Origin of the sequence: Chitinophaga sp. CCNWYY40 (assembly GCF_037483205.1) — a bacterium.
Lineage (GTDB): Bacteria > Bacteroidota > Bacteroidia > Chitinophagales > Chitinophagaceae > Chitinophaga > Chitinophaga ginsengisegetis.
The window spans coordinates 99,302-124,989 of record NZ_JBBHLF010000002.1 but is presented as its reverse complement, the minus strand read 5'-3'; the positions used below and the strand labels follow the sequence as shown (position 1 = coordinate 124,989).

At 45.3% G+C, this 25,688-nt stretch carries 15 protein-coding genes; 2 read left to right on the top strand and 13 right to left on the bottom strand.

Translation table 11 applies throughout. From position 1 onward, the window contains the following. Positions 1 to 85: 85 nt before the first annotated feature. From V7S65_RS06300 to pxpB, 8 genes are all read right to left on the bottom strand, one after another. Entirely contained in the window at positions 86 to 631 is a 546-nt protein-coding gene (locus V7S65_RS06300; RefSeq protein ID WP_336388831.1) for a hypothetical protein, read from the bottom strand. Positions 632 to 1,363: 732 nt separating this feature from the next. After that, positions 1,364 to 5,869, bottom strand: a complete 4,506-nt coding sequence (locus V7S65_RS06295) for a DUF6443 domain-containing protein (protein WP_336388832.1) — start codon at positions 5,867 to 5,869, stop codon at positions 1,364 to 1,366. A 27-nt stretch (positions 5,870 to 5,896) separates the two neighbouring features. Then, complete coding sequence (locus V7S65_RS06290; RefSeq protein WP_336388833.1) at positions 5,897 to 9,097, bottom strand: hypothetical protein; 3,201 nt, start codon at positions 9,095 to 9,097, stop codon at positions 5,897 to 5,899. A 41-nt stretch (positions 9,098 to 9,138) separates the two neighbouring features. After that, positions 9,139 to 10,155: a hypothetical protein gene (locus V7S65_RS06285; protein ID WP_336388834.1), complete on the bottom strand. Its 1,017-nt coding sequence runs from the start codon at positions 10,153 to 10,155 to the stop codon at positions 9,139 to 9,141. Positions 10,156 to 10,554: 399 nt separating this feature from the next. Next, the gene (locus tag V7S65_RS06280) at positions 10,555 to 11,730 is read right to left on the bottom strand and encodes an NRAMP family divalent metal transporter (RefSeq protein WP_336388835.1); all 1,176 of its coding nucleotides are present in this window, start codon (positions 11,728 to 11,730) and stop codon (positions 10,555 to 10,557) included. After that, the gene (locus V7S65_RS06275) at positions 11,727 to 12,503 is read right to left on the bottom strand and encodes a 5-oxoprolinase subunit PxpA (protein WP_336388836.1); all 777 of its coding nucleotides are present in this window, start codon (positions 12,501 to 12,503) and stop codon (positions 11,727 to 11,729) included. Before V7S65_RS06275 ends, V7S65_RS06280 begins: the two co-directional genes overlap by 4 nt. Next, a complete protein-coding gene (locus tag V7S65_RS06270) occupies positions 12,479 to 13,474 on the bottom strand; it encodes a 5-oxoprolinase subunit C family protein (RefSeq protein ID WP_336388837.1) in 996 nt (331 codons plus the stop codon). The genes V7S65_RS06275 and V7S65_RS06270 overlap by 25 nt, the downstream gene beginning before the upstream one ends. 20 nt (positions 13,475 to 13,494) lie before the next feature. Continuing rightward, positions 13,495 to 14,205: a 5-oxoprolinase subunit PxpB gene (gene pxpB / locus V7S65_RS06265; protein ID WP_336388838.1), complete on the bottom strand. Its 711-nt coding sequence runs from the start codon at positions 14,203 to 14,205 to the stop codon at positions 13,495 to 13,497. Between the two features lie 126 nt (positions 14,206 to 14,331). On the opposite strand from pxpB, the gene V7S65_RS06260 reads away from it, so the two are divergent. Next, positions 14,332 to 19,161, top strand: coding sequence for a PKD domain-containing protein (locus V7S65_RS06260; RefSeq protein WP_336388839.1), 4,830 nt, complete (start codon positions 14,332 to 14,334; stop codon positions 19,159 to 19,161). On the opposite strand, the gene V7S65_RS06255 is transcribed toward V7S65_RS06260, so the two are convergent. The 3 genes from V7S65_RS06255 to V7S65_RS06245 form a co-directional block, all read right to left on the bottom strand. Continuing rightward, on the bottom strand, positions 19,147 to 19,908 hold the full coding sequence (locus tag V7S65_RS06255) for a hypothetical protein (protein ID WP_336388840.1): 762 nt from the start codon (positions 19,906 to 19,908) through the stop codon (positions 19,147 to 19,149). The genes V7S65_RS06260 and V7S65_RS06255 overlap by 15 nt on opposite strands. Before the next feature lie 301 nt (positions 19,909 to 20,209). Then, complete coding sequence (locus tag V7S65_RS06250) at positions 20,210 to 20,947, bottom strand: alpha/beta fold hydrolase (RefSeq protein WP_336388841.1); 738 nt, start codon at positions 20,945 to 20,947, stop codon at positions 20,210 to 20,212. Between the two features lie 170 nt (positions 20,948 to 21,117). Next, positions 21,118 to 21,885, bottom strand: coding sequence for a helix-turn-helix domain-containing protein (locus V7S65_RS06245; protein WP_339545660.1), 768 nt, complete (start codon positions 21,883 to 21,885; stop codon positions 21,118 to 21,120). Positions 21,886 to 22,006: 121 nt separating this feature from the next. On the opposite strand from V7S65_RS06245, the gene V7S65_RS06240 reads away from it, so the two are divergent. Next, on the top strand, positions 22,007 to 22,780 hold the full coding sequence (locus V7S65_RS06240) for a hypothetical protein (RefSeq protein ID WP_336388842.1): 774 nt from the start codon (positions 22,007 to 22,009) through the stop codon (positions 22,778 to 22,780). Positions 22,781 to 22,848: 68 nt separating this feature from the next. Here V7S65_RS06240 and V7S65_RS06235 read toward each other — a convergent pair whose 3' ends face one another. After that, positions 22,849 to 24,666: an OmpA family protein gene (locus V7S65_RS06235; RefSeq protein ID WP_336388843.1), complete on the bottom strand. Its 1,818-nt coding sequence runs from the start codon at positions 24,664 to 24,666 to the stop codon at positions 22,849 to 22,851. Between the two features lie 18 nt (positions 24,667 to 24,684). Beyond that, complete coding sequence (locus tag V7S65_RS06230) at positions 24,685 to 25,686, bottom strand: PorP/SprF family type IX secretion system membrane protein (RefSeq protein WP_079467689.1); 1,002 nt, start codon at positions 25,684 to 25,686, stop codon at positions 24,685 to 24,687. Positions 25,687 to 25,688: the final 2 nt, after the last annotated feature.

Sequence of the window (25,688 nt, the reverse complement as noted above, 5' to 3'; positions counted from 1 at the left end):
TGTTGCAGGCAGCGGGAATAGTCCAGGTATTTTGGCGTGAAGCGGACAAATAGAGAGGCTGGTTAGACAATACACGGTGCGGGCGTTACTTCACTTTCCTGTAAGTGTTTCCTCTCCAGAATAAGCCATTGCTTTCAATGCCTATTACCTCTCCCCCTATATCCATTGCTTCATAAAAGCACTGATTAAAGTTTTTAACGGTAATTGTAAAGAGATTGGAACGGCTGTTCCGGGGCCTGTAGTCTTCGAATACATTAAAATAAATCCGGTGATACGATTTCGTACCGTAATCACCACCCGGCGCAATATTACGTATCACCAAACCAAAAGTTACATCTCCCCATGATTTTTTGGATATGGCAAATTCCGGTTTACCGGCTTCAATAAATTGCCCGGTTAATGGAGAGGTAATGATGGAGAATTTAAAGTTACTATAGTTCAGCGCATCTTCTTCAGGCAATATAATTTTAAAATAAACGGAATCCCCCGATGACGTTTCAGCTTCCTCTATTGCGTAATCGCTCTTATTAAAATCATTGCTATTCTTTAATATAACAAATCCCGCCCGTTGCTCCCAAAAGCCTTTAGCCAGGGTATCACAAAGCGGAACGATCACATCGGATTTCTGCACCTGATTTCTGATACAGAGAAATGTTTTGTTATCATTTAAGAATAGCAACTCTTTTCCATTTACTTTCTGATAGCGGCCGGATATGGCTGTAGAATTCTTTACACGCTGTCCGGTAGAGGATAAGCAAAGAAGGAATAAAAAAGTGCTTAAAAAGATTTTGTTAATATATGGGTGATCCATTGTATAAACTCTATCCCGTTATACTTCTAATAATGCGTCTACTCCAACAATAGTTTTGCTAATGGTCAAATTTACAATTCGTAGCCGGACTTAGAACCGTCATTTTGTAAAGTGTATTCTTAATGTCAAAATACTTGTCATAACGACCTTTATAATCAAACGCTGAATCTTTACTTATTTCAATAAACTCTGATTTCCTTCCTTTATTGGGGAAAATGGAATTTATCCTATAGTAGCTGGTGTATTCAATAGGTATTGAATCTTGTGTTATTTGAATTAAGTTAAGAGTATATGTGTTGCCAACTTCTATATTACAACTATAAAAAATGCCATTGTCAAAGATTTCTTTCTTGTCAAAGTTGAAAGGAAGCTTCTGGTTTATAGTAATACTATCATTCCCTTTTCTAAAAACCATAGCTTTATTTATAAAACTTTTATTGCACGTTTGTGTATACGAAAAGCGAATATATTCATACTCCACAAGTTTGACCTGCACTTGCGCACTACAAGTTAAGTAGTTGACGAATAGTATAACACATGAAATAATTGTTCTCATTTTACTTTTTTTACGGATTTTAATTCTCCCGTTGGAGTTACGGTTGTTTCTGTCGCATTTATTTTAACACCTCCTAATTCAATTACCTTTGGAACCGATACTGATGTGGCTCCCTGTTGAAATTCATATTGGGCTTTGCCCCCATCATACGAATAGGTTACTTTTTGATAACCGTTGTTCGGTTGGGAAGGAATATCAACTCTGGAAGAACTATTGATTCCAGGTCTTAGCTCACTCAATATTTTACCTTCGGTAGCTAATGCTGGTTTGTGGGCCGCATCAAAGTTGCCTGCTCTCCCCTCCTTATTTGAATAATCTCCACTGTTTTGAATTTCTGCTAAAAAATGTCCTATAGCAGCCCCTAGCAAGGAAACGTCGGCACTTTCTATTGTCATAAGATCAGAAACGTCCACCTTACCTTCTGTATAGCTATCTATAAACACATTCTTATCATCTGACTCCCCTCCTGTTAATGAAATTTCATATTTATTAGCAGAACTAATTCCTTTATCAATAATTGACGCCAATTCCGTCGATTTATAACCATTACAATCATTTGCGGCTCCATTATTTTTCAGCTTATTAGATTCATCCAATGAATAATTATTCCCAGTGGTTGATTTTAACATCCGGAGATATTCATCCTGTTGACTTTTTGACCCATTGACAATAATGTCTGTTGGCCCCATACCATCCGGATCAATAAATCTAATCGGATTATCAAAAGCATAATTGTAGGGCGAGTGCCTTCTCATTTCTTCTGATAACGGATCTAACACATGCCATCTTCCTATTTGCGCATCATACATCCTGGCCCCATAATCATACCATTCCACCCCGCTACCATCTCCAAATTCTTTACTTTGTAACTCCTTCCCGTTATATTTCATCCGGTTCTCCGTATAATTTGCCCCTTTCAACGCACTCGAACTAATCCCACTCATGGTGAGCCCAAACGGATAATAATGTGTCTCTTCCAGCAATGGACCCGGCATACTTAACACTGTTACATTGTCAAAGAACACGTCCTGTTGTGTTTCATTGCTGGTATATACATACAGGAAACCACTTTTCTGTACCGGCATCTTATCCACCGCCAGGGTTTGCAACTCATCCGGCTCTCCTTTTACCTGCCGGACACCACTGTTCTCCCCTACCAAGTTAAAGTTATCATCAAACAATACAAAATTCAGATAGGCTTTGGGTTTATCCTGTTTACTTTGGTTGGGATCTTTTTCCTTTAATCGCTGATAGTCGTTACCATTAAAATTACCGGCAAAGGGATTCAGGTTTCCGTCCTGTGCGGCGGCATGGGTGTTCCCTGCAGATGACGACTGGCCTCCAAAAGCCTGTACCAAACCAGCTATCATGTCTTCAACAGGTGCTGTTGATCCTTTGTCTTTGGGACCTGTAGATTTGTAAAAGGCCCGTGCACCTATTTGTATGCTATCGCCGGCCATTACCCTTAGCACAATGGACGGACCAATTTTCCGGCCACCGTCCTTTGCGTTTAGTTTGGCTACAAAGGCGTTTTTATCTGTGGTGTTATCCTGCGGATAACCAACTGGTTTAGCAGCACGCGTTTCCTCTACATTGCTGAACAAGGCTGTTTCTTTAGCCGTATTCTCCGCTTCCATTGTGGCGGCATACATGCTGAAATCCGATTGCTCTGTTAGTATGACTCTTACATTACCCAGATAATCTTTTACAAAGTAATCATATTTAAAATTCACGGGCTGTCCGGTTTTAAACACCGTACGGATGCGGCCTTCATTATGGCTAACAAATTGCAGAGAATCATTCTGATATACCAAACCACTAATATAGTCTGTAGTCGTAATTTTAGCAGGAACCATTGTATTATCTGTCACAATCTTTCTTAACTTACGACCGGTAGCATCATACTGATATTTTACAATGCCTTTTCCCGTGAGAGCAATACTATCCGGCAGGTTCAGGTGATTATAGTGAATAAAGACAATGTTCTTATTCAGGTCTTTAATCACATTCCCGCTGCTGTCATACCAGTAGTCTTGTGTTTCGTTGTTATTGACCTCCTTAAAATCGCCCAATTGGCTTTGACTGTTATTAGTTTTGTCTGTAACAAATGATAATTTGTTGCTGTTAACCCCATAGCCATATTTCAGACTATCGATCGTTTGAAGAGCTGTTCCATTCATACCACGTTGCGTCATGGACTGAATATTCCCGTTGGCATCATAAGTAAGCCCGCTCACTGAAAAGTCCTTCTGGTCCTTTTTCCATTCGGTGCTGCCACTGTTCTGTTGAGTAAAATCAGCTACTGTCAAACGATTGGTGAGATCATAGTTATAACCGTAAGCACGGGATATGTTGTCGCTTTTACTTTTCCATTTTATACCTGCTATGTTACTATTGTATTGATTGGTTGCAAAACCATAATCATAACTCAATTCCTGACCAAACCAATTGGCGGTATTGCCTGCTGTATTTACAAACCCTTTATTAACAGCCATTAACCAACCTCTTATATTATATTCATAATTGAGCGTTTCCATTTGAGTAGTAGCTCCTGTTACACCTAATCGCTTTGTTTTTAATTGCCCCAGTTCATCATAGCTATTTAATGAAATGGTTCTTTGCAGGCTGTCTACATCATTCACCCTATTCTTCAGAGAATCTAACCGGCCGGCTGCATCATAAGAGAACATGGCGCGCAGGGTAGTTTGGGGAGTAGTACCACTACGGAGGTTTTTATGGCGCTGATAAACACTAAGTTGTTTACCACTGAAGTCATAGAGGTTAGTGAGGACGTCTTTACCTTCCGCTATATTGTCTGAGATGCTTTGTACTACTCTTCCTTTATCGTTGTAATAAGTAGTAGTTGTAAGCCATTTATCGGTACCTAATACCCTTTCTTTTGTGCCTGTCACGAAACCATTTGTCATACTGCTGATAGCAGTAACCGGTTCTGCATAAAGGTTGCTACCTGCCTGGGGTTTATTGAAGTCGCCGCTTTCTGCGGCGTGTTTACCCATATAATTATAATTATCATAAAAAGTATAAGTCAGCGGTATTAAGGCGCTGACGGTTATATTCGGTAAAGGATTGGTAGCTACTATGCTAAAAGTATCCTGGTTAGCAACAGGGTTGATCTCGGCCTGTATTTCGCTGGTTCCTGTATCAAAACCATTTTCAAAAGTGATACTGGTACGGGCTATATACCGAGGGCGGCCATCATGGTAAGCAATCACCAGATCGGCCATTTCAGGAATGTTATGGGTAATGGTTTGGGTACCAGAAGTTGCTGTATTCATGCTAATTTGTAAGGTCTCCCTGGTGGAAGCTGAATTGTAAAGGGCTGTCATAGCAGGGCGGTTCAAATTATCATAAAAAGTAACCAACCACTGATTTTGCGCTTTCAGGTTACCATCCCTGGTAAATACCAGTCTGTCTCTTACATCATATACCATTTCTGTAGAATCAGCTCCGGGCATTTTCTTAATGATCATGCGGCTGCGGCCATCATAGCGGTAAAAAAAGCAAAGCTCCCTGGCCGTAACAGCATCTATTACCCAACTGCTTTTGATAAGCTCCACTGCCTTGGGAGGAATAACACAGCGCAGGTAACCCAGGTCGTCATAAATATAGTAGGTACAAAGCCAGCCATTATGCCCGTCTGCAGCCCCTCCGGTAAGTTCTGCCTTTTTCAGTACTACATGATCTTCTTTATCCCTGAACTCCACAACACGCGCGCCTCGCTCATCCCTGGTTACATTCTTATATAATTCTCCTGCTGCATAAACACGATTAGTGGCACTGGTAGGAATAATGCCGCCGGTAGCCGGCATATCCCAGATGCGAACGCCATCAGCAGCTATATTCATCAGGTATTGTTGTTCTACAGGTCTGTTTCCTCCCCGTTCTACGGTAGCAACATCATTCTTTGCCCAGGTATTGCCGGGAGCATAGGTTTTAAGCTCTCTGTCCAGCGGAGATGGTTCGAAATCAATCCTGTTATAATATACACTTTCACCAACAGCGCCAGGATTCAGCGTAGCATTCTGATAAAAAGCTTTCTGGCTGTTAAAGGGGTCTGTTTTGAACTTACCATCGCTGGTATTACCACTCTGTTGCGCATAGGGCAGGTATTTGAATTGCTCCCTCCCAAATTCATCATACAAAGTTGATGTTACCAGGTCTTTACCGGAGCTGCTGGCGCCTCTACTCACCGTTTGCAAAGGTCTGCCCAGGCCGTCGAAATACTGCGTATTTTGCCTGACCTCCTTCACTGTACGCGAAGTAGATGTTACTACCGCAGTGTCGGTAGCAGGCATAACGGGCTCCCATGTACGAATATAATTAATCGCCGTATTTGTATACGCTAATGGCGCTGTTACGGGGGTAGCCACAGGCCGGGTACTGCCATTGGGAACATTTTGAGCGCACAGCATATTCACAGCTCCTACCAACAGCATAGTCAAACATCCTTTTCCGGTATAAAAAGCAATATTATTATGCATATAGTCTGTTTTCGACAGGATTAACAATTATTGAGTAATCGGTTTCTGATACTGGTAGTCATATTGTTTCAGAATTCTGCCATCCTTATCCTTTATCAGCTTCAGCAGGCCGAAGCTATCATATTCGTAGTAGGTAGTTTTACCGGCAGGATCCGTTTCACTGCTGATCCCCCTCAATGGCAGGTAAGTATAGGTAGTGACCAATCCTTTACCGGCCAGCGCAGTCCTGATCTTGTTCAATTCATCTCTGAGCTGCTGATCACTGGCAGGATTGTCCAGGATGCTTTGATTGATCAGTTGTTTAACAGTATTGTAATCGCTGCCTGTAATTTTTGCAACAGGGAAGGCAGCCTGGTATCCCCATAAGTAAACAACAGCCGCATCATTGAGAGGTTTTATTTGATTAAGTCTTTTGGTTAAAGCATCATAGGAAATCTGTTCATCCAGTTTAAACAGGTTTGCTGCGGGGTTTATATTGGCAGGATTAAAAGCCGGCATTGTAACCGCCACTGGCGAGTCAAATCCATACCTTTCCAGTAGCTTGCCATTTGCATCATAACTTTTAATGCTTCCACCCACCAGCTTCCCATTCCGCGTTACGGTTTCCTGTATCACCGGGGAAATGATGTTCTTCTGTTTCAATATGTCTATATTTCCAAGCATAGCAGTATTGTTATAATCATTTGGATACTTATACGCTGTAATAATCTCTTCTCCCTTACTATTACTACTGGTTATGCTGGAAACCTGGAAACCTACGGGATTATAGCTATACGTAACTTTCTTTGCAACGTAGGAAGCGTGATTGGTTCTATCAAACAAGGTATCATAACTGGATTGCAGAAATTGAAATTCAGAAAAATTGGAATAGACTATTCTTTTCGGTGTAACGGGCGCTTCGGCAAATTCCGATATGTAATCATAACCTGCTGTAAGTGCTGTTGAATATTGTCCTGATAATATGGAGTTATAAACATTCCTTTTTACATAAACAGGAGTTGTCTGTCCTTCCGGGTAGTCGGCTTGTTTTACCAGTAGCCCTCTTTCCCAACCATGACCAATAGGAGATGCATAGGGGAAAAAATCCAGCAGCTCATCCGGGTTTGTAGCAGGATTGGTATATTCAAAAGTGGAATAGCCTTTCGCGGTTTCTGTCACCTTAACTGATCGATATCCGATATGCGATCCAGATGTTGCTGTAAGCGGAAGGTTTGTATATACCTGTCGTACCAAGAATTCACAATTAATTCGGCTTTCCGCACCAGTTAGCGGATTAATCTCCTTCTTGATAGAAGTGAGATTATAAATATATTTATTACCAGAAAGAACGGCACCACTCGAATGATTACTGCTATCATTATAGGTGTAGTTGCGAACATTAATCTGTACATTATTAACCGCGACGTCCGATATTCTCTTGATTCTTAATCCTCCAACCAGAAAATGACTCGTGCTGTTAAAATCAGGTTCAATCCAACTAAGCGCTACATGAAAACCGGGATTTAAAGAAGGATCTCCAGGAGATATCGGAAATGGTAAGTCCACCACTAACCGGTAACTTCCATTCGCAATATAGTAATTGGTTACTTCCCCCTGCTCCAAAACCAGAGTAGAAACTACGTTACCACCGGCATCTAGTTTTTGAAAATAAGCGTTGGCGGTAGTTCCACTTGCGTTTATGTCTACTACCTTATCTACATTGATAGTAGCTATCACACCTCCTAACCAGACATTCAGATTACTCGGTGGCAAATTAATGGTGAAGTTCTTTACATAATTTTGCTGGGGAGGTGCAAGCACCACGTATGCTGAATTTGACACCGTATTTGAATACTCTCCTTCTTTCCAGATCATATTATTTTCATACTCAAAAATGCTTGCGCCTCCGGTCGGATAGGTGATTTTATTTAGAGTACCTGCTTTTGTGTAAGTTGGATTTACATTTCTATCTGCACCAGGGTATATGGCATAGCTGCCATCAGATATTTGATAAGTGTAGGGAGGAATTAAACTGGTGTTGGAAGATGCCCCATTGTAGTATCCCCATTCATCTACTGCCAAGCTTAACCTGCATGGGAGCACCCCATACTCATACGAAAAAATGTGTGGTGGGATCCTGCCTGTAGAAGACACTTCTGATAAAGAGTCTAGTCTCAACCGCTTTGAATTCTCAATAACATCACAACTTTCGGATGCCTGAAAATAGCCATAATTAAATTGATATTTTTTATAGAGTATGTCGTTTGCGTTATAGATCTCTACAAAATCAAGCCGCTTGTCACCAATTACATCTTCTCTACTGGTATTGGCGATGAAGTTGATATATCCATTCCTGAATTTTATTTTCTTTAATCTTTTTCCATTAATGTAATTAACAGACTTGCAAAGATCATTTGATGAACTGCAGACGCCTGTACCAGGGCCCCCGCTCCACAATAACTGATACCTTGTTTCAACGGGATTCAGACTATAATTCGTGGTGAAATGTTCATATTCAAATTGAATACTATCTGCCTTATCTGCACTTACTATAAGCGTCAAATACCAGGCCGTAGGAGAAGAATTAAATATATCCTGTGAGGAACTAGCGCTCCCGCTCTGGCAATGTTTCACTACCTGTGTATACTCGGTCGCCTCAAAAAAGTAATCATTACCATCAATATCAGTTAATTGCCATCCGGATGCTATCTTACTTACTTTTATATTGTTGAGTGGTACGGCGCGTATGGTCCTTGACCGTTCATAAAAGAATGAGCCATTAAACTCTCCAAATGAAAAAGTATACATGTCACTTTCTCCATCCTTCGAACCATCTGCCACTCCTATTAAAAAACTTTGACTGGCATTGGTAGGATCATTGGCAGGATCAAAATAAGATTGAGATTCATCGGGTAAACCCCTAAAGTTGCGGGTGATCACACCGCCTGATTGCAAACTCCATCCCAATCCAACCCAGGAAGCAAGCTCCTCTACCTTAATACCACCACCATGATATGACAACCCAATTTTACAATTCACTGTACCCTGCTTTATTTCATAGATAGGTATGTTTATCTGGGGAATCCCCGTATAGTTACCTACGGGGATCTCGCCATATTTACCTAAAGAAGCTGCTGTTGGGCTTGAGGGTATTATGTTCTGTACTTTTTCCTTTTGTACCTGTGCATGAACAGATATCACCAGCAACAAACAAAGAGAAGAAAAAAGGGATTTCTGAGAAAAGATCATAAAAGGGATTTTTTATCTAAGGCAATAGGATGTTTCTCCGGTTAACGCTTTTTAACGGATGATTTCAGTTGCTGTATTTCCTGCTCATGCCGCTTTAACTGTGCATCCTGTTTAAGAATATAGAGTGTCAACTCCTCCACTTTCTGCAATAACTTTTTATTCATCTCTCCCAAATCCAGTCCCTCCGCTTTCACCTCTTTTTCCGAAGGCATATCCGGCAAGTGTTTATGCTCCTTAATAAAGGCATTTACTTCAGACAAAGCAGGCAAATCATAACCAGGTGCAAACACAAAGTCGGGCCAGGCGGTATTTGCCTTTACCTTTATCCTGGTAAAAATAGCGTCGCCATTCACCGCTAATTTGTATCCCTTCGTATCGGTGGTACCAATGCCTACATTTCCATTGGTGGCATTCTGAGCGCCGGCCAGGATAATGTCTCCGTTCGATTTGAACAGCAACGGCGCATAATAACCCGTACCTTGTCTCACTGCATAAAACTCCAGTGTAGGCCCGCTGACATCTGCACTAAAATAACCGTCCTTCCTTAAAGACGCTTCCCAGAGCAGGGGTTTACCAGTTGCAATACCGGTGGCAGTTTTTACGGTGAATTTTAAATCCATGTAAGCGTTGGCGTCCCCATCGCTCAAAAAGTTTACGCCTCCCCTTGTGGCACCCATATCTATCGCCAGCTTGTCTGCAGTGGGCGCCATACCTATCCCAATGTTACCATTGGCAGTGAGCGCCCCTTTCAGATTCAGGTTGCCATTGCCATCCAGGAACATTAACTGGTCTGTATCGGCTGAATAATCTATTGCCCCGTTGTCGTGAGCCAACCAGCGGAACCGGAAATTACTGGCCTTTAAACCGGTCAGACCAAAGTTGATGGAGGCACTGCTCTGGTAAATAAAACCAGACCTGAAGTTGGCACTATAGAGCCCTGTAGTGATCGTATTGGCATAAGTGTTGGGGAAATTCAATGTACTGAATGTATCTGTTTGGGCTTTTACAGGCAACCATACACATAACAAAACTGAAAAACTGAAGATAACTTTGATCATAGGGATTGAATTATATTATAATAATGACATTAAGATTCAATTTACTTTTCAGGTAACACGTTAGCCTGAAATCAGGGTATAAAGGCGGGTATAACATCGCACAAAAAGTCCTCAAACAAAACCTTTATACACCAAAAAAACTGGGAAAGTCCGGGTTATAACTCTTGCGGGCAACACATTACATTTCCAGGTATAGTTCCGAACGGTAAGGAACGGGTTCTCATTAATATTCAAAACAACTTTCTGACACAATACTATTTATAGGCTCAGCATATAAGGTATAAAGAAAGTACAATACAAAATAATATATTTTTACGAATGTCCAAATCACTTTTGATAATTTTGAAATTATATAATTCCAATTATCAATTCAACTGTGAGCCAACTTATCTACTCCCCTCACTTCACCCACGCCGCAATCGTAATCCCGCCAAGATATCCCATTATAAGCACCACTAACCACCCTGCCAGCTGCATCCATACAGGATGCCGGTAATGCTGCAGCAATCGTGTGCTGCCAGCCGCCACCAGCACCACTGCCAGGGCTACCGGCAATATGAGCCCATTGAGCGCCCCTGCCATCAGCAACAGTTGTACGGGGTTGCCGGCTATTACAAAAACAACGGTGGAGAAAAGTATAAAAACACTGATAAACCAACGCTCGTTGGCGGCAATAAAAGGATGAAATGTTTTCAGGAAAGAAACGGAAGTATAAGCTGCTCCTACTACAGAAGTAATGGCAGCGCTCCACATCACAATACCAAAGAAACGGTAACCGATTTCCCCTGCTGCTATCCGGAATACAGATGCAGGCGGATTACCGCTGTCGAGTACCGCGCCCTGTGTAATAATGCCCAACGCTGCCAGGAACAACAGCACGCGCATGATAGCTGTGATAACAATACCGCTTACTGCACTGCGGTTAACAAAGCGGATTTGCGTTGTTCCGCTGATACCGGCGTCCAGCAGGCGGTGCGCGCCGGCAAAACTGATGTAGCCGCCAACGGTTCCGCCAACAAGCGTTACAATAGCCTTTGTATCAATCACCGCGGGCCATACGCTTTGTTGTACTGCCTGCAATACCGGTGGATGTGAACTCACGGCAACGTACAGAGTAAGCAGCACCATCAGGATGCCCAGCCATCGTGTAAACTGATCCAGTACATGACCCGCCTCTTTCATCCAGAAAATAAACAGCGCAATCCCACAACTCAGCAACGCGCCATAAACCGTGTCCATGCCGGTGAGTACCTGTAACCCCAGTCCGCAGCCGCCGATGTTGGCGATGTTAAAGGCCAGTCCGCCTGTTACCACCAAAGCGGCCAGCATATAACCCAGGCCCGGCAACAACGCGTTTGCAAGATCCTGCGCGCGGTACCCGGAAACGGTAAGTACACGCCAGATATTCAGCTGTGCACCAATATCCAGCAACACTGATATCAATATTACAAAACCAAAAGACGCTGCCAGTTGCTGCGTGAATACGGTTGTTTGTGTAAGGAAACCCGGACCAATGGCGGAAGTAGCCATGAGGAACGCTGCACCCAGCAGCACGGAAGATTTTTGTTTGCTCAAGGCCGTTGTATGGTTAGTTGGTGATGATGTAATGCGTTATTAATAGCGCGCGCATATGTTACGGCGTGCGCGCCATCGCCGTGAAGACAAATCGTTTCCGCCGTTATCGGAATCGTATGCCCGTTAACGGTAGTTACCTTTTGTTCAGTAACCATTTGCAGCACCTGTGCAATCGCCTGCTCCTCTTTTTCAATGAGCGCATTGGGTTGTGTGCGGGGAGTAAGTGCACCATCATCCTGGTAGGTTCTGTCGGCAAATACTTCGCTGGCTGTTTTTAACCCGGCTTCCCTGGCAGCCGTGATAAGCCAGCTGTTACTGAGTCCGAAAAAGCAAAGCCGGGAATCCACATCTTTTACGGCTTTAACAATCACGCGGGCCATAGCCGGCGATTTAGCGGCCATGTTGTATAATGCGCCATGAGGCTTTACATGCCTCATCGTGGTATGCAGCGATTTGCAAACCAGTTGCATGGCGTATAGTTGTGTGGTGATCAATTCATATAATGCATGATCTGAAAGCTGCTGCTCCGTTCTGCCAAAATTCTCTTTATCTGCAAAGCCTGGATGAGCGCCGATAGCTACCTTATTTTCAAGTGCCAGCGTGGCCGTACGCAACATCGTATCATGATCGCCGGCATGATAGCCACAGGCAATATTGGCGCTGCTGATAAAAGGCATAATGGCGGCATCGTTGTCCAGGCCCTCTCCCATGTCGCAGTTAAGATCTATATAATGCATAATGATGATGATTAAACAGGCTGTTGTTGCAGCCATTCCTCCAGTCGTAATTTACAGGCATTTTGAAGAAAGAGCAAGTCCTGCTCCTGTTTCCACAACAGGGCAGATGCCGTTTTTTCATCCGTCATGCTAAAATGAATCTCCTGGTACGGCATACGTTGGGAAAGAGAAGGCATATCCGCGGTAATCACATGCGCCAGCCGGGCATACCCGCCGGTGGTTTGATGGTCTGCCATCAGTATAATGAGTTGCCCGTCGGGCAGCAGCTGTATAGTGCCCCTGGTGATGCCGGCCGATAGCTGTTCCTCCCGTGGTTGTGTAGCCAGCGGCGGACCGCTCAGGCGGAAGCCCATCCGGTCGCTTTGTTCCGTTAACGAAAAGGCAGCACTGATAAATTGCTGGCGGGCGTCTTCCCGTAACAGGCTCCATTGACTCCCAGGCAGCGTACGTATAATATCTTTTGTAGTGTACAGGTGACTTACATCGGCGGTCCACCGTAACGGTACCACTTCCCTGCCCCGGAACCATAAAGGGGAAATATTATCCTGCCGGAGCTGAAGGTGATCATTCTTTTTCAGCGGGCGGCCATCCAAGCCGCCGGCGCCGGCCTTTAAATGGGTGCTGTGGCTTCCCAGCCAGGGCGTAAGTGCCAGCCCGCCCCGTATCGCCAGGTAGCACCGCGCACCGGAAACAGGCTTGCTGAAACGCAATACCGTTTGCTTATTTACCAGTACGGGCCTGTTAATGTCCAGGGGCTGACCATTGACGATAGCGCCAAAATCAGCGCCGGATAAGGCGATCATGGCATCTGCATCAAACAGGAAAGCCGATGCGGGAAAATGCAGTTCAATAGCCGCTTCGGTGAGGTCGTTGCCTACCAGGCTGTTGGCTACTGCAAGCGCCACACGATCCATAGCGCCACCGGGATTAATACCCAGGTGTTGGTAACCGTATCGTCCTGCATCCTGGATAGTATCCAGCAATCCTTGTTGTACTACCTGTATCAATGTTTTTGGATCTTAAAATGTCAAATATAATGGGTCATCTCCCGGAAAGCTTCCAGCGATACGGGCATAAATCTCACCTCATCGCCGGGGCCACAATAGCAGGGAGTTTCCGCACCGGCATCAAATAACCGCAGGGGCGTGCGGCCAATAATATTCCAGCCTCCAGGCGATTCCTGCGGATAAATACCGGTTTGCGCACCGGCAATACCCACACTTCCTGCGGGTACCCTGAGCCGGGGTTGCTTTAACCGGGGCGTTACCAGCTGGTCATGCACTTTGCCCATATAGGGAAAGCCGGGCAGGAAACCCAGCATGTATACGGTGTACGTTTGTGCCGTATGCAGTGCTATGATATGCTCCGGGGATACGTTTTTGCTTTCCGCCATCGCATGCAGGTCGGGGCCCAGGGAAGGGTGATAGCATACAGGGATCTCCAACCGGCGGGGCGGAGCGGCAGCAGTTATGGCTGTCTCCTCCAGCGTTGCCGAGATCAGCTCCCTGATCTTTTCACCGGCGTTGCCATGCAGCTCCCTGTACAACACCACCGCATCGTATACAACTGTTAAGGAAGCATAGGCCGGAATAAGATCCAGGATGTATGGTTTATGCAGCTCCTGCAACTGCCGGAATGCCTGCATTACCCGGCGGTGAATATCCTCACTGATCTGTTGTTCCCATTCAATGATTACAGCCCGGTCGCCCAATGGAGATATAGTGTAGTTTCTACGCATTAGTTTATGAAGATAAAATAACTATTGCACATTACTATTAATAGCGTAAATTCATGGTACATAACGTATCCATGAATGAACCTTTTTAGCCTGGCAAAGCTTAAATTGGGTCCATCACTACTTATTTTGCTATTAGCGGATTGTTTTATTTTCTCGGGAGCAAAGGCACAAATTAAAGCAGACTTCAATGCATCATCAACCAGCGATTGTGAACTGCTACTAACAACATTTAGTGATAAATCAACAGGCCAGCCTATATCCTGGCAATGGGACTTCGGTAACGGTTATACCTCTACTGAACAGCACCCGGGGGCTACCTATGTCAAACCCGGCGTATATACGGTATCCCTCACGGTAAAAGATGCAGCCGGACAATCAGCTACCATCACCAAAACAGGATTTATTACCGTAAGATCCAGACCTAAAGTGGATTTCACAGCCACCAACGTAACCGGCTGCGCACCTTTACAAACCACCTTCACAGATAAATCAGACCCGGTAAGCGGCACTCTCCTTACCTATACCTGGGATTACGGAGATGGCACCACCGGCACCGGCAGCACCAGTACGCATACTTATCAGCAGGCCGGGAAATACCCGGTAACACTCATCGTTACCAACAGCTATCAATGCACCAGCTTCAAATTAGTGGATACCATGGTAAAGGTAGCCCCTCCCATTGTAGCCGGTTTTTCCGTACCCGAAAAAATATTCTGCAGCGCCCCTGCCACCGTGCAGCTCACCAATACTTCCACCGGACCAGGTACCCTCGTTTACAACTGGGCTTTTGACGACGGCAGCACATCTTCTTTAAAAGATCCCGGCACGCATACCTTTACCAGCAAAGGGCTCCACGCTATTACGCTGACAGTAACCAATGAAATGCATTGTACCTCGGTCAAAAAAGCAGCCGATATTAACGTGGCCGCCTATACTACCAACTTTACCTTTCCAGCCCCCGTTTGTGCCAACACACCCGGCACTTACGGCGGCGTATTTGCTACTACAGATCAGCTCAAAGTAGCCTGGGAAATAAACGGGCAACCAGCTTTGAACAACGCGGACAATACCACTATCTACACCCCTCCTGCTACCGGTTCGTTAAATGTTAAACTAACCGCTACCTATGGTAAATGTGTGGAGGTGGTAGAAAAAAAACTGGATATAAAACCATCTCCCACCTCCAGTATCAGCGTGATGATACCTCTTTTTTGTAACATGCCCGCTACCGCCACGTTCACGGACAATGCTCCTGCTGCCGCTGCCTGGCAATGGGACTTTGGCGACGGGCAAACTTCTACCGCGCAACATCCCGCACATAGCTATACTACAGCCGGCAACTACACCGCTACCCTGGTAACCACCAGCAAAGATGGCTGCGCAGCTACTACCAACAGCAGCTTTGATATAGCCCCGGTAAAAATAACGGCAGATGGAAAAAACAGGAGCGGTTGCGAAGGATTAATAACCACCTTTGGCGCGGTGGTTAACAATGCAGACGTTATTAAAACCTATCAATGGGACTTCGGCGATGGTAGCCCGGTATCTGCGTTAGCAGCGCCTGTACATCAATATAATAATGCGGGCATCTACACCGTTTACCTGACCTATACTACCGTCAACGGCTGTACGGGAAAGGTAGAAACAGTGAATAAGGTAGAAGTATATAAAAAGCCTGTTCCTGAATTCTATTCACCGGACGCTCCGGAAATCTGCGGTAATAACCCGGCTGCATTCAAAGACCAGTCGGATATTGGCGACAGCTGGCGATGGGATTTTGGAGATGGAGCCACCGGCACCGGTAAAAACACTACGTATAGCTACCAGCTACCGGGAACGTATACCGTACAGCTGATAGTAGGTAATCATACCTGTTACGATACCATTGTTAAAGAGAAATACATTACCGCTACCAATCCATTCCCCCGGTATTCGATCCGGCCGGTCGACTGTAACAAACGCACCACCATTGTTTTTGAAGATCATTCCATCGGGGCGGAATCCTGGCAATGGTCCTGGGGCGATGGTACCGATACCGCCTATACCGTACCTACCGCAACTTTAACGCACGTTTTTCCCGGCAGCGGCACTTACCAGGTGGCACTTACTACGAAAGACAGTCACTGTACCACGCATGAAGGACTAACGGTAACAGTGATTGCTCCGTCGCCTGTGGTGATCAGCACCGATAAAAGTACGCTGTGCAGCAACGATGTGCTGGGCGCCGCCATCACCAGCTACAACCCGGCTATCTATAAATCTTCCGGCTACAAATGGCTGGCTGGTGGCATCGATCAGAGCGATCCTGACGACCAGCAAACATTCATCTACAAAAATCTTTCTCCCGGCAAACAACTCATACAACTATCAGCCGAAAACCTGCAGGGATGTATAGATCTCAGTAACATCGTTCCTGTAAATGTACGGGGCCCCGTTGCTGCCTTTAAACTGCCTGCCGCCAAATGCGCGGGCAGCGAACTGAGTTTCACTGACATGACCAATACCACTTACAGCGCAGGTATTAGTGAGTGGCAATGGGATTTCGGAGATGGCACTCCCGTAGAAACCTTTACCAAAGGACCTTTCCGGCACACCTACAAACAACCGGGAAATTATAACCCTATGATGAAGGTGACTGACAAAGAAGGTTGTGTAAGCTATGGCTATGATAATACCCTCCAGGTAAAAGGCCCTCAGGCCGTATTCGATGCCAGCAGCTATCTTGTTAAACCAGGCACAGATGTATACTTCTACAACAAATCCAGCGAAACCGGTGGCGCTATCACCAGTGTGAACTGGAGTTTTGGAGATGGCCATACTTCTACTGCCACCGGAACAGTAACAAACAACTACACCCTGCCAGGCGCCCACCAGGTAGTACTGCGCGTGCAGGATAATAATGGTTGTGAAGACAGTGCCAAAAAACAGGTAAGGGTATCCAGCGTTGGCGCCGACTTTACCTATAGCTCCCGCTTTGCAAATGGTGGCAGTTGCGCACCTATGATCTTCTTCTTTACCAATACTTCTCTCAGCTATACTTCCAGCTATTGGAGCTTTGGCGACGGCACTACTTCCATTGAAGCCAATCCTGTACATACCTACACGGAACCGGGACTTTACGAGGTGATCCTAACCGCACAGGGAGAAGCAGGTGTAACAGACAAATACATTGATACCATAGAAGTAAAAGGCCCCTATGCCGCTATAATAGCCAGTTCAGACGGCGGATGCCTGGAAAAGGAAATTCAGTTTAATGTTGTCAGCAAGGGTTCGCAGGATTTCAGCTGGGATTTTACGGACGGCATTATTCTTCATACCACCGACAACGTAGTGAAACACGTCTTTAAAACGCCTGGCATTTATCAGCCGAGACTACTGCTGACTGATGCCGCCGGTTGCAGAGGCAGCGCCCTTCTCCGCAACCCCATCGTTATTGATAAACTGGATGTGCAGTTAACACCAGTACCAGCTATTCTTTGCGGTAAAGGAACCGTTACGTTCAATCCTGTATTCAACAGCTTCTCTATTGACCAGTTAGGCAAACCAGCTACCTATAAATGGGACTTCAATCCCTCACTGGTAGCATCCAACGAAACAACAGCTACTCCTTCTTTTTATATTCCTGCACCGGGTAAATATGACTTTAGTTTTACCACCACCACCGCTTATGGTTGTAAACAAACGGTAACTACTAACGTGAACGTATATACTAAACCGGAAGCCATTATTGCAGGCCCCGATAAAGTATGTGTATCCTCACCCGCCGGCTTTAGTGGCAGCGCTGCGAACGACAATGGTCTTACCTGGGAATGGAACTTCCCTAACGGGGAAAAACCAGCCGGAAGTAAGCCTCCGCAACAGGTATTCTCCCAGCCTGGTCCGGCAGATATATCCCTTGTTGTTACCAATAAAGATGGATGTACTGATACGGCCCATCACCTCTTAAACGTACTGCCTTTGCCCGATGCAAAAGCCACCTCTATGAGTGAATTTATCTGTTTGCATAATACTACCCTGTTACAGGCTACCGGTGGCGCCAGCTATGAATGGACGCCGGTTACAGGACTCAGCAACCCGCTGATCGCAAACCCGTCGGCTAGTCCTGATACCAATACCACCTATCATGTGAAAGTAACAGACAGCAACGGATGTATCAATACCGACCAGTTAACGCTGCAGGTAATCCAACCGTTTAAGGTAATGGCTTCACCGGATACCTCCCTGTGCCAGGGTGCAGTGCTGCCGTTATATGCTTCCGGCGCTGACTATTACAAATGGGAAGGCACCGGGCTGGCAAATCCTAATGAAGGCGTTACCACTGCTACGCTTACTAACACAGGTAACTATACCTACGCGGTAACAGGCTATGACAGCAAAGGATGCTTCTCTGATAAAACATCCCTGCAGGTAATCGTAGCACCGTACCCGTTAGTAAACACTGGCCCCGACCGGAACGTTCCTGCCGGCACACCCGTACAGCTCACGGCCTCCGCCAGCAACGATGTGGTCAGCTACAAATGGTCGCCATCACAGGACCTCAACTGCCCCGGCTGTGGCAGCATACAGGTGATACCCAATCTTACCACCACCTACGCCGTGGAAGTGGAAAACCGCTATGGCTGCAAAGCAAAAGACGACGTTACCATACACATCCTGTGCAATCAATCTGCCATTTACATGCCTAACGCATTTACGCCCAACCAGGATGGACAAAACGATCGCATCTATCCTAAGGGAAAAGGCGTAAAGGAAATCGGGTACCTGCGTATTTATGACCGCTGGGGGAAACTCATCTTTGAAAATATTCATTTCCAGATCAATACCCCTGCCGCCGGTTGGGATGGCCGGATCAACAATCAGGAAGCCGCTTTTGGAAGCTACATTTATTACATGCAAACCATCTGCGAGAACGGGGAGAAATTTGAATTCAAAGGAAGCATTCTACTGATAAAGTGAGTCGGCCACCAGCATCTTCATAGCATTGTATGCCCCGTCCGACAGCCGGTACGGCCGTTCGTTTACCATCTGCACAAACTCAACGCTAAACGCCAGGAACAAGGGAAAGGGACTGCCCGGTGAAACGCTGGCGGTAAGCGTGAGTGGTTCGGTAAGGTGGCTATCCAGTACCAACGCCTCACTGCTTACTTCGTCGCTTTCATACTGCGCTTCCTCAAAATCAATCGCGCTAAAGCCACAGGTAATGATTACATGCGTAGCGCCACGGGGCGACTGTACCTCCCTTGCCGGATAGAATGGCGGTATTACAATAGTTCCTTCCCCGGTAACACGATCAATGGTTGCCGTTAAAGGCGCATAAAAAGAAGTGCTCATCCCCCTCTCCGTATTGAACTCAAATTTTTCCATGATCTTTATGTCGCCATTCATCACGTTGCGATATCCCCGCTCACTGGTTACATCGGCTTTTATCACCTTCAGGAACTCCCTGAGGAGGCGGGGTGTAATTCCACTATCGGCAGCATTCCTGATCATATAACGGAAAGCGGAACGAAGCAATTTTCCTGCCCGGCCAGCCCGGCCAAATTCCATGCTGTTTTCCCTGCTACGCTGGAATGCAGGATCAGCCGATATCCGCGCCCCGGATACGCCGGATCGCTTTCTGACTACATAACCACGTTTGGTTTTATAAAAAGATAGATTTTCGATTGCGCCATTAAATTGCAACAATCCGTCCTGTTTACTCATCGTTAAAATGTTTTCGTTAAAAGATAGGCAGTTTAGATAGCTATGCCTGTTAAGCTCCGCCTGTTGATTACACAAACGTACCAGGCGAAAGTATCCACTACCCTGCATGCGTAAAAACAAAGCTGCCGCTTTTACCGCTTTTTGCCGCTTTTTGCCGGAATACGTCGCACCGGTTTATGCATAGTGCATTCATAGTGCATGGGGAGTGCATTAGGAGTCCATCAGGAGTGCATGCTAACAGTATAGATGACGCATGGGATACGCAGGTCCGAAGCATGGCAGATGCAGGTGACAGGTAGCTTCACGGCGCCGGGGAGTTAAGTAAGGTACTGATGTCTGCCAGTACTGCCGCAAGTTTACCGGGTTGTGATAAAAAGGGGGAATGCCCGCTGGTGAGCGTATACACCTTTTCGCAAGGTAAAAGATACTGCATGCGCCTTTGGCTGGTAATACCCAGGGCTTTATCCTGCAGGGTTTCAATATAAAATCTCCGGATGGGTTGTTCAGGCGATGTATCCGTCCGGCTATTCTCCTTGTTCCCCGCGGGTTTTACAGGTTCCGGGGTTAATTTGCTGATGGCCCACTGTGCTACCGGGTCTTCACAGTCAGCATAAAACAACTGCTTTGCTTTCTCTTTGTTCACCCTCACGGTAGCATTGCTTTTGTCTATAATCAAAGATGACTGCATAAGAGAGATGGTATCGTCCTGCATGATTTCCGGCGGAGACATGCCCTCCGGTAACAGGAAGGCCGATAGATAGATCAGTCCTTTTATCTTATCCGGATATTTCTTTGCCAATTCTGTAATCACCATTCCTCCTGAACTATGACCGAGTATAATTACGGGCTGCTGTTGCTTTTCAAGCAAAGCGCCAATCCGCGTTGTATACGAATGAAACTCTTTTCCATTGCCTGTATAGTCGGGAGTAATTACCACGAAGCCTTTCTCTTCCATAAAAGGCTTTAGCTTATCCCAGCACCAGGCGCCGTGAAATCCGCCATGCACCAATATAAAAGTATCATTAGGTTGTTGTTTCATTGGGTTACACGATCCATTTGATAAGCCCAATAGACTTATGATGATCAAAATGATTTTGCAGCAGTACATGATATCGTCTTACTTTTCCTGTTTAGGTTTCGATGTTTCCGCTCACGAAAATATCTACTATCTGCTGCTGAAAATTGTAAGTTTCCGACAATCGGTTAATGCTACAGGATAATATTTGCCACCTTTATGTTCATTTGGCTTTGCAATAATTTCGGGTTTAAACCTGAAAGGTCTTTTGTTTGCCTGATAAAATGTGCCTGGTCAAAATAATTTAACTGGTAAGCAATATCAGAGAGCTTATTGAAAGATTTGCCTGCTATCAGTGTGAGGGCTTTTTTGAAGCGGATTGTTTTGATGTAATGCCTGGGTGTAACACCGATAGTTGTCAGGAATTTTCTTTCCAGTTGTCTTTCTGAGATATTATAACAATCACACAACTCCTTAACAGTAACCATTTCCACCCGGTTCTTTATATGCTGTATACAATGCCTGATAAATGTGTCCTGCCCTTTTACATCAGCTATCTTTGCCGCAAAATATGCTGACAAAACCTGTATGATATCCGGTATGCTTTTTTTAGATGAAATAATATCTGTAAAAGATGTCCGTGAGAATTCATCTAACTGAATTTTTTGATTGGTCAGTTCATGGGCATTCATTCCAAATAATTCATGGATGGCAGCGGGGTGTAAAAGCACGCCCAATGCTAAAAACGAAGGATTGTCCCTGTTTTCTGTTGGTGTGGTCGTTTGTCCGTATACCATTGTTCTCTTTGGAAAATATCCTTCGGGGTCCAATGCAAACTCCATAACTATCCCGGAAGAATCGTCTACAAATGTCCGTATCGGCGATTCATTCGTCGTACTCCGTTCTACTTTCAATGTCCAGAAGTATTGAACAAACGAACGTAACATGGTTGCGGGCGCTATGATTTCATGTTTAATCAGATAAATTCAGTTTATTTGGGAATGTATAATTATAATATTCACTTAACATGATAACCGGCAGGTAAAATACTACCTTTATCCGTTCAAACAAAACTCAACAGGAATGGAAATACCAGGTAACTTCATTAAAATATTTCCGGAATATCAGGATGTTTTCTATGATGATTTGGAAAATCACAGGAAATACTTCCTGCCATTATGTTCTATCAACCTGAAATTCTTTTCGCAAGACAAAGATCAGTGGTTACATTTTGTTTCTGTAAAAGAGATATATGACGGCCGGGTAGGTGAAAACACTACCTCGTTTCACACAGATTACACCAGGTGTGATATGTTCGGGTTTGATATCATAGATGGCAAATATAAGTTTGACGCGGATTGGGAATACTTTACCGTTTCCACTGAAATTTTGCCGGAAAATTATCACCTGGAGTATAGCGATGAAGAGATCCAGTATAATTTTAATGAGGCAATGTACCAATTAAAGAAGTCGTACTATAAAAAGTTCGGAAAACTGTATGACCGGGATTTCTACAGACCCGGTTTAACGGTAGATGGAATCAGGAAATTAGAAAGACTGCTGAAACTTACTGCAGAAGATATACACAAGGATGAACCTTCAGATTACTTCGCAGAAAGTATAAGTAAAAAAATCAATGGCGTAATAGATGAAGTTAATGTAGCTAATCTCCCGCTCGATGAATGCGAATACGCCGGCACCAACCTGATAGATAAGCCTGTTAAGGCAGATGGAAGTATTTTCAACTATATAGCCTGTATGGAAGGATATAATTTCCAGGAAAATGCCGCTGATCAGATCTATTTGTTTTATGATGATCAGATGAAGAAGGCCGTGATTTGTTTGGAGTATACCTGATAAAAGTCTGTAAAAACAGAAGGCACCCTCTTTAGGCGCCTTCTGTACACTGTATTATAACCCTATGCCTACCATTTTACTTTCAGTTCAGAACGCCTGTTCTGTTTATAATCCTCTTCTTTACATGGCACACCATCTTTACAACCGTTCACAGGGTTGCTTTCCCCTTTATTGCTGTAGTAGAGGCGTTTCGGATCGAGGCCCTTATTAACGAGGTAATCTATTACTGCATAACAACGTAACGCCGACAGATCGGTATTATACTGATCAGAGCCACGGTTATCAGTAAAGGATGAAATCACGATCTTCCAGTCGGGATGACGCTTCAGCACCGCTGCCACCTGGTCCAGGATCCTGCGGGATTCAGTGAGCAGGGATGCGCTGTTATAATCATAGAGGAACTTCAGTTCTTCCAGCTGCTGTTTATCTGTTTCTTCTTCCGCAGTATGCTTTCTCGTTACCAAACCTGGCTGCCCGCTTGTTACAGGTGGCTGTGGTGTGGTAGCAGGATCTGTTGTCACCGGCGCCGGGTTCTCCCTGCGGTTAATCCGGCTAAAGTAATCGGGATCAGAGAAGTAATAAATATCATCCTTACCCATGCTGCCCGGTTTGTTGGAAGCCAGGTAACCTTCATAGCCATTACGTTTCAGGATCAGTCCCAGATCATCGGCGCCGGAGTTGAACGGCACTTTCATGTTCTCGGGTGTTTCCCAGCTGGACTTCCCTCCTTTCACGCGGTAAATGTCGTAGCCGCCCATTCCTGCATAGCCCCTGCTGGAGAAGTAAAGGATACCGTCTTCGTTAACGGTGGGAAAGGTTTCTGCTGCTACTGTGTTCACCTGGCTGCCACAGTTAAGCGGCGCGCCCCAGGAGCCGTCTGCCTGCTTCTCCGAGTACCAGAGATCTGTTTGCCCCAAACCACCCGGGCGGTCTGATACAAAATAGAGTACATCGCCACCGGTGCTAAGCACCGCATGACTGGAAGAATATCCGGTTACGTTGATGCCGGGCATCAGTACCGGTGTTCCCCATTTACCATCTTTTTTTACAGATTGATAGATCTGCAACTGGCGGACACCATTTACGAGTCCTTTGCCGGTAACAGGTACACCCTTGCCCTGTATGTTGATAGTGGCATAGAGGGTATCTTCTGTGCTGTTAAGACATACCGGGCCAATATGATAATCGTATTTACCTAACAATGCAGGCGCCAGTTCTTCCAGGTACATATCGGTATTGCTACCGGTGTATTGCTGGTAAACGTATGCTTTATAATAAGGTTGTTCAGTGCGTTTATCGATAGGTGGTTTTGACTGCGAACCATTATTAAGCGCCATCGTGCGGTATCCGTTTGACATCAGCAGCAATCCTTTCTGTACTACCCCGCTTACCAGGTCGGAGCCCTGGGTGTTCAGTTCCTTAACCGGTTTTAACTGCACCGGAACGCCCTGTTTACGCCATACAACAGCACTGTCGCAACCCTGCAGCGCAATGTCTTTTAATTTAAGACTGTCCGCATTGGAGGTGGTGAACAACGCATACTGCTGCTTTGCTTCCTCATATTGCTCCAGTTGCCGGAGCGCTTCTCCATACGCAAAATAAACCGCTGCAGGACGGTCGGGACGGCCCGTGATCTCCTTGTATACATCCGAAGCTTCCTTAAAGTAACCGATCTCCTGGTAACTATGAGCCATCTTCATCAGCTCATTTACCGGCATCTTACTTCCCTTGTTACGGGCAATCCTGTTATAAAGCGCTCCTGCCTCTGCATACTCCTGTCTTGCATAAGCTGCATCAGCCAACTGCGACAAGCTTTTCTGCTCCTGGCTGTACAGGTTGGAGGCAATCAAAAACAGCGGAATAATAATTATAGTGCAACGTATCATACGGGTAGTAACTAAGAGTTAAAAATACCTGGGATTCCTTACAGTGAAATTTTTCGAAGGGATTAAGAAGCCTAATGATATTTCATGCGATCCACCCTGGTAACCTGCCATTTTATTAATACTCAGATCGTAGGAATACCCGATGCGGAGATTTTCTGTAGCATAGAATTCCACCATCACGCTGGCCGCATCCAGTTCACTCAGGTCTTTCTGCAAACCGGTTTTGTTCCACAAACCCACACCCGTACGATAGGATGCGCCGGCCCACAGCTTTTCGCCGATCAGCAAAAAGGCATTGATGTCTACGTTAGTAGGTCCTTTAAAATCTTCTTTGATAAGAATAGAAGGCTTCAGCTGTAAGTTATCGCCCAGCGGGAACATAGCACCTGTAGTAATATACAGGTGCTGTGTTTTACGGATAGTAGAATAATTGTTTCCTTTCCAGCTGTAACGGGTAGCATCAGTATAGAGAGAAAACAGGTCCATGATGGAAGCACCTGCATAAAAGCGGGGAGTATAGTAATAAACCCCGAAGCGGGCATCCGGCACCCACACACTCTTTTTACCCAGGGGTATGGCGGAATCGTCGTTATCGGTGTATTGCAGCGCGTTACCGTCAATAGAATACTGGGTAACGCCACCGCCTAACCCGATGCAAAGCCGGCGCGTATCTTCATCGTCCAGCGGAATCCGGTAGGAGTACGAACCATACAGTGACAAAGCATCCTGCGGGCCCAGTTTATCAAACAACATTTGCAGCCCCAGTCCCACCTTGTTATCACTGGCAGGCGTTACTCCGTCTACCGACACGCCGCCTGTACGGGGCGCGCCGGGAAATCCGGCCCACTGATGGCGGTATACGGTGTTCACATACAGGTCTTCCTTATAGCCTGCATAGGCAGGATTTATGCTTAACCCGTTGAACACGTACTGGCTGAACTGTATGTTCTGTTGCGCCACTCCGCGCATCCCTATTGCCAGCAGCATCACCATTATTCCTGCTCTGAGTACTGTTTGCATCT

What these genes read in the sequence shown, in the direction of transcription:
- V7S65_RS06290 (WP_336388833.1), bottom strand. Translation starts at nt 9,097, where the DNA reads ATGATCTTTTCTCAGAAATCCCTTTTTTCTTCTCTTTGTTTGTTGCTG.
- V7S65_RS06230 (WP_079467689.1), bottom strand. Translation starts at nt 25,686, where the DNA reads ATGCAAACAGTACTCAGAGCAGGAATAATGGTGATGCTGCTGGCAATA.
- V7S65_RS06250 (WP_336388841.1), bottom strand. Translation starts at nt 20,947, where the DNA reads ATGAAACAACAACCTAATGATACTTTTATATTGGTGCATGGCGGATTT.
- V7S65_RS06255 (WP_336388840.1), bottom strand. Translation starts at nt 19,908, where the DNA reads ATGAGTAAACAGGACGGATTGTTGCAATTTAATGGCGCAATCGAAAAT.
- pxpB (WP_336388838.1), bottom strand. Translation starts at nt 14,205, where the DNA reads ATGCGTAGAAACTACACTATATCTCCATTGGGCGACCGGGCTGTAATC.
- V7S65_RS06235 (WP_336388843.1), bottom strand. Translation starts at nt 24,666, where the DNA reads ATGATACGTTGCACTATAATTATTATTCCGCTGTTTTTGATTGCCTCC.
- V7S65_RS06295 (WP_336388832.1), bottom strand. Translation starts at nt 5,869, where the DNA reads ATGCATAATAATATTGCTTTTTATACCGGAAAAGGATGTTTGACTATG.
- V7S65_RS06285 (WP_336388834.1), bottom strand. Translation starts at nt 10,155, where the DNA reads ATGATCAAAGTTATCTTCAGTTTTTCAGTTTTGTTATGTGTATGGTTG.
- V7S65_RS06240 (WP_336388842.1), top strand. Translation starts at nt 22,007, where the DNA reads ATGGAAATACCAGGTAACTTCATTAAAATATTTCCGGAATATCAGGAT.
- V7S65_RS06275 (WP_336388836.1), bottom strand. Translation starts at nt 12,503, where the DNA reads ATGGCTGCAACAACAGCCTGTTTAATCATCATCATTATGCATTATATA.